Annotated in this window: 10 protein-coding genes; 3 read left to right on the forward strand and 7 right to left on the reverse strand. The window is 54.3% G+C overall.

What is annotated here, in order from left to right; genetic code table 11:
• Positions 1-8: 8 nt before the first annotated feature.
• Positions 9-1,682 (reverse strand): zinc metalloprotease, encoded by a 1,674-nt coding sequence (locus BXY39_RS08090; protein ID WP_121938311.1) that lies wholly within the window; start codon positions 1,680-1,682, stop codon positions 9-11.
• 193 nt (positions 1,683-1,875) lie between these two features.
• Here BXY39_RS08090 and BXY39_RS08095 point away from each other — a divergent pair, with 193 nt between their 5' ends.
• Together BXY39_RS08095 and BXY39_RS08105 are read left to right on the forward strand one after the other, a co-directional pair.
• Complete coding sequence (locus tag BXY39_RS08095) at positions 1,876-2,502, forward strand: hypothetical protein (protein WP_121938312.1); 627 nt, start codon at positions 1,876-1,878, stop codon at positions 2,500-2,502.
• 562 nt (positions 2,503-3,064) lie between these two features.
• Positions 3,065-3,550 (forward strand): hypothetical protein, encoded by a 486-nt coding sequence (locus BXY39_RS08105; RefSeq protein ID WP_121938314.1) that lies wholly within the window; start codon positions 3,065-3,067, stop codon positions 3,548-3,550.
• Here BXY39_RS08105 and BXY39_RS08110 read toward each other — a convergent pair.
• The 6 genes from BXY39_RS08110 to BXY39_RS08135 form a co-directional block, all read right to left on the reverse strand.
• Positions 3,547-4,263, reverse strand: coding sequence for an abortive infection family protein (locus tag BXY39_RS08110; protein WP_211332129.1), 717 nt, complete (start codon positions 4,261-4,263; stop codon positions 3,547-3,549). The two genes, BXY39_RS08105 and BXY39_RS08110, sit on opposite strands and share 4 nt — an antisense overlap.
• Before the next feature lie 137 nt (positions 4,264-4,400).
• Positions 4,401-5,648 (reverse strand): beta-barrel domain-containing protein, encoded by a 1,248-nt coding sequence (locus tag BXY39_RS08115; protein ID WP_121938315.1) that lies wholly within the window; start codon positions 5,646-5,648, stop codon positions 4,401-4,403.
• A complete protein-coding gene (locus BXY39_RS08120) occupies positions 5,645-7,789 on the reverse strand; it encodes a peptidase domain-containing ABC transporter (RefSeq protein WP_121938316.1) in 2,145 nt (714 codons plus the stop codon). Before BXY39_RS08120 ends, BXY39_RS08115 begins: the two co-directional genes overlap by 4 nt.
• 13 nt (positions 7,790-7,802) lie before the next feature.
• Positions 7,803-8,576 (reverse strand): CPBP family intramembrane glutamic endopeptidase, encoded by a 774-nt coding sequence (locus BXY39_RS08125; RefSeq protein ID WP_121938317.1) that lies wholly within the window; start codon positions 8,574-8,576, stop codon positions 7,803-7,805.
• Between the two features lie 349 nt (positions 8,577-8,925).
• Complete coding sequence (locus BXY39_RS19150; RefSeq protein WP_147453512.1) at positions 8,926-9,312, reverse strand: hypothetical protein; 387 nt, start codon at positions 9,310-9,312, stop codon at positions 8,926-8,928.
• Between the two features lie 1,050 nt (positions 9,313-10,362).
• On the reverse strand, positions 10,363-11,658 hold the full coding sequence (locus BXY39_RS08135) for a hypothetical protein (protein ID WP_121938319.1): 1,296 nt from the start codon (positions 11,656-11,658) through the stop codon (positions 10,363-10,365).
• 239 nt (positions 11,659-11,897) lie between these two features.
• Here BXY39_RS08135 and BXY39_RS08145 point away from each other — a divergent pair, with 239 nt between their 5' ends.
• Positions 11,898-12,998 (forward strand): competence protein CoiA family protein, encoded by a 1,101-nt coding sequence (locus tag BXY39_RS08145; RefSeq protein WP_211332130.1) that lies wholly within the window; start codon positions 11,898-11,900, stop codon positions 12,996-12,998.
• Positions 12,999-13,038 lie beyond the last annotated feature (40 nt).

A 13,038-nucleotide genomic window follows, 5' to 3' on the forward strand; every position in this document is an offset into this window, starting at 1 on the left:
AACCGCTTCTAGTCATCGTCATCATTGTCATCATCATCGTCGTCATCCCGGCCACGGCCTTTGCCGAGCTTTTTGTTACACATGTAGAACAAAAGCTCATAGTCACCGAAACGCAGGTCACCGTTCCCCGTTTCATCCAATGGGAACGGGTCGAGTATGCCGTCGCCATTCGTATCGAGGAAAACGAAATTGGGTGCCTCCACCTGGAGGATATAGTCCCCTCTGGACGGCAGATGCGCATCGAAGATAAGCGGATCGAATGGCTCGAACGTCTGGATGTTGGAGGCGATTTCCGTCAGGGAGCCATCGGCCTCTTCAAAGAAAAGGGTCATGGCACCGATCACCGGGTTCACGAAACGATCATCGGAAAAGGACACCATTTCGATATTCATGAACTCGCCCGGTTTCCCTTTGATGCGGTAGCTGTCGACCTCCCCGGTCTGGGCGATATCGGCCAGAATGACACTGGCGGAGACTTTCAGCCTTTTGTCGGCATTGACGCCTTCGATGATGGTGTTCGGAACTCGCAGTCTTTTCAGTTTGACCCTGCGGCTGTCGTCATCGTCATCATCGTCGTCGTCATCCCCTTCACCGCCGCCCGTGACCTGATCTTCGCGGAATAGCCGCCCGCGTTCCGCCACGGACACCTTGATCGCCGACCGCTCGGAGAAGAAACGGTCGGTGATGGTGCTGCCTGTCAGGGTCAGGCCGACACTCGCACCGGATGCCATGGTATGCAGAACCGTTTCGGTGGCATCCTGGGGCCCCTCGAAAACGGGAATGAAATCCCCCGGTGCCGGCACCCCGGTTGACGGCAGGCCCGCGCCCGGCGCACCGAAGGAATCATGGTGCCGCAATCCCTGAATATGGCCGATTTCATGGGCGCCGGTATTGGAAGACTGGTTGACGACGGCCTCGGACACCTTGTCGAACAGGTTTGTCGCATCCGCCGGAATGCCGGAGAGATTTGAGAACAGTCCCCCCGATGGGTCCAACTGGGCCAGAAATTCCCACAGGCTGGCGTCGGCAAAGGCACCGTCAGCCCGGTTCTGGTTGCGGAAATCGATATTATCCGCCCGCCCGAACAGAATGCTTATACCGCCGGTCGGAAAAACGGTGATGTTGCCGGCATCATTATCCCCGAAGCGCAATGTGGTGAACGCGCCGCTTGTGGGCTGTTGCTGCGTGAACTCGTAATTGAATTCGGCATAATCCGCCTCGATACGCGCCTGGATGGTATCCCGCTCGGCCGGTGTATACAGATGGTCGGTAAAAATACCGAAAATCGTTCCATCCGAATTCAATACCGGAAAGGTCGGCGCCCCGCCGGCATCGAAATCAAGAAAGACGACCTGGGGCGCATCCTTGCCACCGTCATCGTCGTCGTCGTCATCATCATCGTCGTCGTCATCGTCATCATCGTCACTGCTGCCACGGCCATCGCCACCGGAACCGCCGGCGCCATCCTGCAATGCGGCACGGCGCGCGCGTTCCTGCGCCAGAAAATCGGCCAGCTCGGCCTCAGACGTGAAGTTCAACATGCCACAGGCACTTCTTGGACAATCATCCGACTGGATGCGGTATCCTGTGATTTGAATATCCGACTCTGTCTCGGCCGTCAGCAGGCCGGGCCAGAAAACGGCAAGCGCAAGTCCGCTCCCCGATAGCAGCAGTTTTTTCATGGAACCCTCTTCTTGCTATAGGTGTAAATCAGCCCACTAAAAACAATAAATAGATGTAAAAATAAACTTATGATATAAATTATAGATGGTAAAGGTTTTCTCTACACATCAGAAAATTGTGCTATAAGCCAATATTGCCAAGGAGCCGACCATGCACTTTTTCGCTCGGACTTTTGCTGTGGGAATGGCTGTGATGATGGCGCTTTCCCTGCCGTCAAAAGCGGATACGCCGTCCCCCTGCCCCGAGCCGCCGGCAAGCGCCATTGCCGATGTGGATACCCTGATCGCACGCTCCAGCCGGATCGCTCTGGTCACGCTGGATGCCTGGACCGGCGCCAAGCCCGATTTTGACGCCTATAAACGGCGGGCCCGCGAAAAGGAGGACCACCGGGAAAAGACCCCTCAGGGACTGGACAGGACAACGGCGCAATTGCCCCATTACCGCCTGACGGTTGTGGAAATGCTGAAAGGTCCGTCGGATGTCGGCAGCATTTTGCAGGCCGGCGCCGCCCCTGCCCCCAAAGGGGCCGTTGCCAGAATTGCCGCGGGACGAAAACCCTGGGATGAAAGCGGCGACTACCGCAAACGGATCGATATGGATTTTGATGCGCATGAAGACGACCGCTTCTGGAGCGATGCCCGCACCGGCCGGGTCCGGTTCGGCACCGGGTGTTCCCTGCAACCGCAGTTTCTTGCCGGCACACGGTATCTGCTGTTCGTCGGCCCGCCGCATGTCAAGGCCTATGAGGCTGTGCCCGCCGACGATGACCGCTGGCTGGCTTATGTCCGCGAACGTCTCAGGGATGGGAGAGCGTCGTAAAGCGCGCGAACCGCGCCACCCGCGACAGAGCGACATGATGGCAAGGCCGACCCCTTCCCTGAAAAAACAATGCGTTCACGGACAAGACTATGAAAAAGCCCTGGTTGAGCGGACATTCACGGGGCAACAGATTATGCCTGATATCGTCCCGGTGCCCCTGCGGGGCGAAAAATATTTCTTGACCCGCGACCGGATTGACCGCATTTTTGATGTATAGACAGCGATCATGGACAGGTGCACCCGCGGGGACAGGATGGTTCCGGCGGTTTTTTTATTGCCGCTCCGTCAAAAGCCGTATGGGACATGCCTGCGGAACCAGACAACGGCATGTATTGTCCATCCCGGAGGATCAAAAGAGACGCCGGACATGGAATAGCCCTGTCATGCAAACATGTCGTCATGGCCCGGACCATCGCATTCATGGACGTTCGGCATGAGAGGCGCGTCCTCCCGATCACATCCGGAATAGAGCCCAATCTCCGGCACCAAAGGGGGTGGTCGACCTTGTGCACCTTTGCCTGTTTTTGTAGATGGCGGATATTTCCACGGTACACATAAGCAAATGACAAACACCCTGCACACCAAGTCGATACCCGACCTGCTGGCCCTTCATGCCGACGTGATGGAGGAATTGCGGACACGTGGCGTCGTGCGCTCGTCAAACAACCCAACCGGCGACCTTGCCGAATACATATTCTGTAAAACTTTCGGATGGACGCAAGAAGGCAATTCCGCCAAGGCCTTTGATGCAACGGGCAGCGACGGAACACGGTATCAGATCAAGGGACGGCGTATTCATCGCCGTAACACATCACGGCAATTGTCCGCTATCCGCGACTTCGATGGGTTTGACATCCTCGCCGCCGTTCTGTTCGACGACAGATTCTGCATCACGCAGGCGGCATTGATACCCGTGCCTCTCGTCCGGGATCGCTCGACTTATGTCAAGCACACAAACAGCCACAGATTCATGCTGTGCGACGAGGTATGGGACGTTCCTGGCGTCATCGACGTGACCGAGCGCCTGCGCGCCATCAGTTGGGACTAAGCCCGTTCCTGCTGCTCCTGAAATGTCTCGACAAGAAAGGTGGCAATCGCGCCGGCCGTGTTGACAGCAAGGCTGGCATGGCGCGGCGAGGGTCTTACGGGCGACTTGCCGCCGCGTCCATGCGAGTCAGACAGCCGATTGCGTAAAGTCCCAATGCCGTTGACAAGGTTCGCGGCACTTCCGAGGATCTCCTTGATCGGCCTTTCTGTGTGCTGATTTGGCGCGAGGCTCAACGCTTTCGCGACACTCGCATACAGCTTGGGTAAATCTTCTCTTTCGCTGTAAGTCAGGCTCATCTCATCCAGAATGCGCTTGGTGACTGTCTCAAGCAGGGTCCGTGCGGCCGTGATCGCACCTTCTGGATCAGTATTGCGCCGGGAAAGAGCCTTCTGCCAAACGGCATGAACACTGTCCACATCGAACGTTTCCAATGTATCGGAAGCAATCTTGTCAACCGGTGCAGTGTTCCGCCCCTCCAGATGATCCATCAGGGGCGTGAAAGCATCGTTGATAATTTGCCGCCGTTGCTCATAGGTGTCCGCCTCCTGCTTGATATAGGGCCAAAAAGCATTGAGGCTGTGATGGGTGCGCACGAATGGCGGAAGAAGATTAGATATGATAGGATCGGCCATAAACTCACGGCGTAAGTGTTCATAAATATGGCCAGCATTTGAGCCGCCCGTAGCCGCCTCAATCAGGATACTCTCCATCATCGAAGCCTACTCGATAATGGCGTTTGGTATGTCATCAATGTCGATCATCTCAGTCCAGACTGGTTTCTTTGCCTTCTATAGCTGAACTTCTGTCCGTCCGCACCCCATCCTCCATAAAGCCAGTAAATGAAAGGCGCCTATACACGCCCCTTCAAAGCCAGTATCGGATCGAGCAGCCATTCGACAAGCGAGCGCTTTTCCAGTGTCACATCCGCTTTCAGGATCATACCGGCTTTCAACAGCACGTGTTGCCCCCCTGCCGGTACCGTTTGGCTATCAAGTGCCACATTCGCCACATAGAAGCTTTCCTGCATCGCGACCGGTGTCTGCAATTCGGCGGGGGTCAATATGCTGGCGGAAATCTCCGTGACCTCACCGGTAAACACACCAAACCGCTGGTAGGGAAACGCATCATACTGGATGCGGGCCTTTTGCCCGGTTGCGATCAGGCCGGCGGCACGGCTGGGCACCAGCAGGCGCGCTTGCAGGCGCGACCCCGCCGGTCTGACCGCCGCAGCGGGCACCCCCGGCTTTATGACCGCCCCGACCGAGATAAAAACCCCGCTTACCGTGCCGTCAACCGCACTGGTCAACACATAGCCGCTGTTTTGCGCCAGTGTGGATTTCCGCTGCCGCAACCCTTCCAGCCGCTCAGCCAGGCGGGCCCGCTCATCGTCAAAACGATATCCGATCAGGCCAAGGTCACTGTCCGTCTGCTTCAGGGCCGCTTGCGCCGACAGGGTTTCACGCTCAAGCGAGACCAGCGACTGTCTCAGGCTCAGCATCGTCTCCCGCCGCTCGCGCGCGAGACGGGCCGGCATATGTCCTTTTTCAGCAAGATCCTCAGCCGTTTCAAGCGTGGTCCGCGCCAGCGAAAGACGTTCCTCCAGCAAACCCTTTTCTTCCCAAAGGGCGGTCAGTGCGGCGCTTTGGCTCCGCCTTTTTTCCTCCAATGCGGCCTTTTCGCGCTTTTGACGATCCGGCAGGGTTTCTATCCGGCGTGTAACGTCATCAAGCTCACGCTCTACCGAGTCCAGCAGTTCAGCTTGCGCACTCACACCGGACGGCAACATGTTTTCCAGCCGGATGCGGGCGATCGGCGCCCCCTTGTCCAGCCGGTCACCGGGACTGGCATAGATGGCCTCCACGATACCGCCGCGCTGGCTCATGATCTGCGAAAGGCCCCCTTCGGGCACCAGATAGCCGGACACCGTTTCCTTGCGGGCATAGGATTGGCTGGCCAAAAACAGGCCCGCCGCCAAGATTACAATAAACAGCAGCCCCGTGACGATGTGGTAGCTTAACGGCTGCATCAGGATCACCTCGCCCCACAGCCGGGTCCTTTGATGTTCCAAAGCTTCCTGGCGAAAAAGCGGCAACGTCATTCGGCGGCCTCAAGCATCGGCATGGAAACCGGCACCTCATGCAGTCCTTCCGGTGTCAACGCCAGAATCCGGTCAGCTGCCGTGATCAAGGCTGGGCGGTGTGCAATCACGACACGGGTAATCGGTAAATTCCGGACCACCTTGGCGACATGCCGTTCCGTATGCCCGTCCAGGTTTGCCGTTCCCTCATCCAGAAAAAGCAGGCGCGGTTTCCGATACAGAGCACGGGCCAGCAGCAGCCGTTGACGCTGACCGCCGGACAGCGTTGTCCCCATATCTCCGACAAGGCTGTTATAGCCCATCGGCATGGCGGCAATATCCCGGTCCAGAGCCGCCAGCCGGGCACAGGTTTCTAACCGCTCCATATCGATAAGGGGATCGAAAAAGCTGATATTGTCCGCAACCGACCCGGACAGAAGTTGATCATCCTGCATTACCACCCCGAGATTGGCGCGGTACGCCTGCGGCCCCAAAGTTTTCAACTGTACGCCGTCGATACGTACTTCCCCTTCCTGCGGGCTTAGCAACCCCAAGAGAATTTTCAGCAATGTCGTTTTGCCTGCACCGGATGGTCCGACAAGGGCGACCATCTCACCAGCAGTAATATGCAAAGCTACATTCTTTAAGGTCCAAGGTTCATGCTCACCATAACGGTAGGACACATTGTTCAGTTCAATATCGCCGCGTAGTCTTCGGCGCCGGATCATCGCCGGTGCGGGATCATCCGGCGTTATCTCGGGGGCTGTATGAACAATGTCCGCAAGGCGGCTGAGATGCAGCTTCAGCATCCGCAATTTGATCACTTCATCGATGACGGCATTGATCCGGCTGGAAAACTGCCCGGAATAGGACTGGTACGCGAACAACATACCCAGGGTCATTGCCCCACCGATCACCTGATGCGCCCCCATATACAGCACCAGAATGCTCTGCCCCAGGCCGACAATACCGGTTGCGGACCCCAGATTGATGTTGAAGCGCGCCAGAGACAATTGCGCGTTCAGGGTTTCGGCCTTGCGGTTCTGCCACTGGCTTTCCCGCGCCGTTTCCTGTCCGAATATCTTGATGGCACGCGCCGCGCGGATCGTCTCAAGAAAGGTGCTGTCCTCCTTGGCGGACAGGTTGAGGATATCCTCATTCTTGCGTTTGACGATGGGAAAGGTCAGCCAATCCACCAGGAATCCGAAGGCCAGAAACCCCAACACCATCAACGTCAGTTCCACACTGTAGAGAAACGCCATGATCAATGTGCCCACGGCCATGAGGCCGTCCAGCACCACCGAGACGATGCCGTTTGTGAACAGTTCCTTCACCGGTGCGAGAGAGCCGAAACGGGAGGTGATGTCCCCCACATGCCGCTTCTCGAAAAACTCCAGTGGCAGGCGCAGCAGGTGCCGGAACAGATTGACCGTCATCTGAAATCCCAGCGCATTGGAAAAATACAGCATCGCATGGGCGCGTAGATGCGTAACCGCCAGGTTCATCAGTCCCATGAGGCCGAACCCCAATGCCAGCACCAACAGAAAGTCGCTGTCCTGCTTGGTGATGGCATCGTCAACGACCATTTGCTGGTACAGCGGCGTCACCAATGCGAACACCTGAAGAAAGGCCGACAGGATAAAAGCCTGTACCATGCTGCCCTTCAGTCCCCTGATCCGGGACCAGAAATCGTTCAGATGAACCGGCTGTACCTCTTCCCTTTTCTTGAAATCTGGAGCCGGACGCAGCTCAAGCGCAACCCCCGTGAAATGCCTGGAGACCGTCTCAAGCGGCAGTTTCACACGCCCGCGTGCCGGGTCATGAAGAACAGCATGGGTCTTTGTCGCTTTCACCAGAACGAGAAAATGGCTCATGTCCCAATGCAGGATGGCAGGCCCCTGAAGTGTGGGCAGGTCCTCAAGCTCGATCCGCACAGCCCGCGCGACAAGAGAAAGCTCCGACGCCATGTCGGTCAACGCCGTCAGGCTGGCCCCTTTGAGAGAAACAGGGAATCGCCTGCGCAACACCGACAGATCCACCCGGTATCCGTGGTAGGCCGCGATCATGGCCAGACAGGCAAGACCACACTCAGCGGCCTCCGCTTGATGGATGACAGGAACCTTGGACCCAAGACCCGGCATGGCAAACGGCGCGGCGGTCATACGATCCTCCGGATCAGCCGCTAAAGAGCGACCCGCCTTCGAGTATCAGATAGACAGCATTGTTCAGCCCATGTAGCCCGATGCATGGCCAGACAGACCCGGTTTTTTCGCGCACCGCTCCTAGCGCCAGCCCCAGGAAAAACAACGGCAGCCAATTAGCTACACTCAGATGGGCACTTGCAAACAGGGCAGCGGTAACGATAACGGCCAGTATCGGCGACATGCGTTGTTGCAAGCCACTTTGCAGATAGCCGCGCAACACCACTTCCTCCATGACGGGAGCGATCACCAGAAAGACCGCGCAAGTCCAAACCGCGTGCGGCAGCCAGAGCCCCTCTATAAATGGCGCATTGCCGGGAAAAGGCATGCCCGAGTACTGAGTTAACCAGATGAAATACGGCGCCTGCACCACACGCAAGATGACATAAGTCACCGCGACCAGCCCAAGCGTGTTCAGAAGTGTACCAGAAGCAGGCTGCCAGCCAATTAAGGATGCCCTTTCAGGGCCATGCCGGTGCATGTCATTCCTGATCCATATGCCGACAGCTAGGATGGCCGCCATGCCTTGCCCAATCGTCAGGACGGCGGTCGGATTCCAAGGGCCGGTGGCTTGAAAATCCGCGCCCAGAAATCCGAGACTGAAGCCCAAAACCAGCCCCAATGCCAGCTCCACACCCAGCCACAGGCAAAGGGGCTTGAAGCCGAGCCAAGGCAAAGAGGAACGGCTATCAAGGTTAATGGCGTCCACCGACAGAGCCATGGTATCGTCGAAGGAACCGGATGGCATGACGGGCCTTTCTGCTAGGCTCTAAAATCTTTGAGCTTCAGTGTTTTCTTGATCAATTCGATAAATTAAAACGTTGATGACACAGCTAATTTTCATCAGCCTTAGTAATTTTTCTATTTTTTGATATTATATCCAAAGTAGAATGCAGAATTACCATCAGAATGATGGCATAATAACTTAATCCTGTATTCAGAAAATATACCAAACCCAAATATATCAAAGAATATATAACCAAATAGGTAATCAATATTCTCAAACATGTTTTAATGGATAAATTCATCTTGTTTCTCCGACAAAATGGCGGGCTTCAATAGCCCGCCATTCCCCCGCTAAGGGCATTTAGTCAGGATCAATTGCTGATCTCTTCCACGGTAACGGTGCCATCGCGCTGGCTCCGATCAACACCACCGCCCCAATAAGACGACCATTGATTTGCCACAGCCGCTGTAAACCCGACGAGAGCACCTGCGACACCTCCGCGCACGCTTGGTGCTCTGCCGTTGGTAGCATCAGTTGCCGCCCCACCGGCAGCGCCGGCGCTAACGCCATCACGAATATCGTTCACCATACTGTTGTGAGACCGGTTCAACCGGTCTACGCCGGCCCAATCCGGACCATCAAATCCACGTGCCCGATACCATTGCGTGATTTCATTGCGGTCATTGCGCCCCCCGGAAACCTGAGACATCTCCGCAGCGCTCAGTTCCCTTCTGGTAGTCCTTCTGCTATTCTTCATCGGTCAAATCTCCTTTTAGACTCGGTTTGACATCGGTGGTCCGGGCTGTTGCCTCAGCCTGGGCCACTCACCACACGGGAAAGACGTTTTTGAACAAGGCTTCCCCGCCTTCACCACCATTCTCATGCATGAACATGGTCAGTAGCGAACTCTACTTGTTCTTTATTTAATAGATTGGATTATTCGGATTTTACTGTAAGCGTTTTAAGCGTGACTTATCACCAACTCCTGTTTCACAAAAAACGCCTGAGATTATCTTTTCTGAACGTGTTGTCCTTATGGTTAAAACCCTTTATCAAACGGCATTTCCCGTCAAGGATGTTTTTCTTTCACCCATACAAGAGAGCCACATAACCAAGTATAATATGTTGATTTTATTAAATGTTTTACGTTTGGATTTTTTTAACTCAATGCATTTGCATGACTATCGACCCGAATATCTAATTTTAGTGATTAATATATTTTTACTTTAAAAATTTGATTTTTATTTTTAATTTTTGGGCTTATAAATCCAGCTCAAAATAATGAAAATATTAAACCGTCAACTTCAATAAAAAAGATGGCCGATACTATATTCATCACTATGCCGTAATCGATATAAATCATAATCATTAAATCAGAGACTAAACTATAATTATACTGGTAATATGTAATAAAAACACCGATTGACCGAATACACAGCTTACTACCTTAGAAAAACTATGGCGCTGATTCTTACAACCATCGCCTGTGAACTTTATGAAACCGTGAGTTTGCTCTTACCAAAGTGCCTTCAATCATCATCAACACTCATAGCCCGTCGTCTAAGATGGCATGCCAGATCATTGACCCAACAACCCAATGATTTGGCCAAACGGTCATTACTATCTAAGCAAGCCCCCACGAAATGATGCTGACGGCGCTGGCGAATGGGCGTGATACGCGCTTGACGCTTCTTGCACCGACTGCACCGTGTTTTGCTTTGTATAAAATGTGATTAATTTCAGATGGGTAATATTGATCGATTGTGGTGCCATAATCGGCTGAAACTGATAAAAACCTGGTAGTATTTTACACGGCCTGCCGCAAGTGCGAGAGAATCGCTTCGCTCACACGCTTGCCTTCACCGGACAGATCATCATCGAATTTTTGCCCGTCCATCGTGAACAACGGTCCAAGGAGTTCCATGCGCGGATGAGTGATTTCTTTGCCGGCAAGGTATGATGGACGGTCAAAATCCATGACCTCCACAATAAAACGGTGGTTGGCTTTTCCACCTTGGTAACCGATGATTTCAAAGTCAGGCAGGCATGGACCGAGCTTGGTTATTGTCTCGAAAACCGGTTTATGCAGCAACCATGTGAATTGAGGATATTGGCGCATCAGACGGCCCACCGTGATCTTCAGCGATCCGAAGGCCCGCCTTTCGTAATGGCTGTCCACAGGTACAAGACGATCCCAACCAACAACAGGCTGTGCATAGGCTTTCAGCAGTTCGTACCCGCGCTTTTTCTGTGACAGGCCCACGACACCGAAAAAAAGATACGGCCCTGGCACCGCATTGCGCCCGATGGACGGCCACGTTACCGTGCCCGCACAATCGGCCCTAAGCGGCGGCACAGCCTCTTTATCCTCAGTCGCATCCCGGCCATGTCGGAGATACGTGCCATCACTGTCCACATTGCTGGTACAAAAACAGATAAAGCCTTGCGGGCGGTGGCCCTTGGGAAAACCTGCGGTGGCCGCGCGCACCTTTGCGTGGACCGCAAACTTTTCCCACGCACTGACCTTTGTAAACAGAAGCGGCGCCAATGACACTGCCTGCGCCACCTCATAGCCTTCTGCCGCTTCTTCAAGACGGTGAAACTGGTCATAACGGCTTTCAGTTTCACCATCCGGCCACCAGACGTTCAGCTTGGCGGCCTCGATTAGCACAGCCAACTGCCGCGCCAAGGCGGGCAGTCTTGTTCTTTCACCGGTGACACGGCTGCCGCCGCTATCACGGTGTGGCTTCGCCCCTTTTGACTGTGATTTGAGAACGGCGAAGAACCCTTCAGGACGTGTCTTACGGGCCTTTGACCACGCTTCTTTGGCAAGCTGTTGCCGGACATGACGGCGATGGAAGGCACAGGTTTGCGCATGCGCCAAGCGATTACCCTTGGTCCAGATTTTCCAGGAGAGGAAGTTCCCGGGATTTTTCACCACGGTCACGAGGGGCCGCCTCATACCCTCCTTTCGGCAATCACATTGCAGCCAGAGTCCGCCGTCATGCACGTCGCGCATGATTCCCTTAGTCATGGCCGTCTGCTGGGGTGTGGCTTTTTCGTTTTCAAAGGCCAGGATGGCCGTGCGTTGAGTGTCAGACAATGATCTCCGTACTGTCTGACGTGTTTTGGTCACAAGTCTCATGGATATATAATATGGTTGATCTTATACAAAACAACCAGTCAGTGTGGTCGGATCGGTTCGTCTCACCAGATTGCCCGCGTACTTTGGCAAGAACAAAGGTTGCGGGCCAAAACTTGCCTTCCGTTAGGGAGCCAATGTCAAGAAGGATGAAGCGTGTACTATAACCATGTCCAGAACTGAATTATAATTATTAGATCATGTCACTCCGTGCGATCATCGTGGAAGAAACTGGCAAGCAGAGTGTCTTGGCTCATCGCGCCACAGACGATGAATGGCGTGGATTTGTTGAGGCTTATGAAGCCAGCAAGCGTAATGGTGTTACCCTCTTGAGACTCCCTTGTTGTGGCGGCTTGGCAGTCCCAAGATCGGGTGATCAACGTGCCCGCCATTTCGCACATACCAAAGGCGGCTTGGACACCTGTGACCAAGCCAATCGCAAAGGCAGTGAAGAACGGCATGCCTTGATGACAAGGCTTGAAACCATCCTCGTCGAGGAAAGTTGGGCAGTCACACTGGAAGCTCAAATAGGGCGCTCAAATGTCGATCTTTTGTGTGAACTCCCCGGTTATAAGTTTCGGATGGGACTGGAGTTTGAAACCGGTGGCAGAACCAATGCGGACCTTGAAAAACTGGCGGGTAGTCTTAACCAAGCCGGATTGGAATACATCTACTTTTTCCTCAAGAAAGGCCGCCACGGCGCAGATCCGGACCTCCCGCGATTTCACAAGATATCATTCAGGAATACAGAGGCGGCAGCCGAGCGTATCCGAAGGCTGATGTGCCGGATCAAGGCACGGTTTGATGAGCATGCCAAGCTGATCGAGGAAATTGATGCAGCAGGGTTTTCAGCGCAAACATTGGTAGACGCTGGCATACCGAAAGCCGTTTCCATCGAAGCGAACGACCAAGAGTTTTCTGTAATCTTTAATGATAAAGGGGCGACGGTCAAAGGACCAGGAGCTGAGAAATTCACGCCGTCAGACGAAGAACGGCAAGACCGTGCTGCCAAGGACCAAGAAAACATTATCCATGCAGTCCGGCGGGCTCTGAAAGAAGGCCGTTCGGTATATTGGGACGGTCACCCCAATCTCTATAAGGACAGTTTTGCAAGGCTGCGAAGAGATTATCGACTGCGAACGGAAACGGCTTCACAGCATGCCGACGATCACCAACCTAATGCGGCAAGCTCGGTAAAGAAAAAGGCATCCAAGCCTACACTCGAAACACAGGCAGCCAAGCCCAACCCCAACGTTGATAGATTTTTCGAGAAGTATTGGAAGCAGTCGGATCGCTGCTAATTGACCAGATCAGCTTTCCTATCCTCTATCACTTGCGGGG

This window comes from Eilatimonas milleporae, from assembly GCF_003688555.1.
Taxonomy (GTDB): domain Bacteria; phylum Pseudomonadota; class Alphaproteobacteria; order Sphingomonadales; family Kordiimonadaceae; genus Eilatimonas; species Eilatimonas milleporae.

Excerpts from the sequence above, each read along its gene's own strand:
- BXY39_RS08090 (WP_121938311.1), bottom strand. The coding sequence starts at position 1,682 with ATGAAAAAACTGCTGCTATCGGGGAGCGGACTTGCGCTTGCCGTTTTC.
- BXY39_RS08095 (WP_121938312.1), top strand. The coding sequence starts at position 1,876 with ATGATGGCGCTTTCCCTGCCGTCAAAAGCGGATACGCCGTCCCCCTGC.
- BXY39_RS08105 (WP_121938314.1), top strand. The coding sequence starts at position 3,065 with ATGACAAACACCCTGCACACCAAGTCGATACCCGACCTGCTGGCCCTT.
- BXY39_RS08110 (WP_211332129.1), bottom strand. The coding sequence starts at position 4,263 with ATGATGGAGAGTATCCTGATTGAGGCGGCTACGGGCGGCTCAAATGCT.
- BXY39_RS08115 (WP_121938315.1), bottom strand. The coding sequence starts at position 5,648 with ATGACGTTGCCGCTTTTTCGCCAGGAAGCTTTGGAACATCAAAGGACC.
- BXY39_RS08120 (WP_121938316.1), bottom strand. The coding sequence starts at position 7,789 with ATGACCGCCGCGCCGTTTGCCATGCCGGGTCTTGGGTCCAAGGTTCCT.
- BXY39_RS08125 (WP_121938317.1), bottom strand. The coding sequence starts at position 8,576 with ATGCCATCCGGTTCCTTCGACGATACCATGGCTCTGTCGGTGGACGCC.
- BXY39_RS19150 (WP_147453512.1), bottom strand. The coding sequence starts at position 9,312 with ATGAAGAATAGCAGAAGGACTACCAGAAGGGAACTGAGCGCTGCGGAG.
- BXY39_RS08145 (WP_211332130.1), top strand. The coding sequence starts at position 11,898 with ATGTCACTCCGTGCGATCATCGTGGAAGAAACTGGCAAGCAGAGTGTC.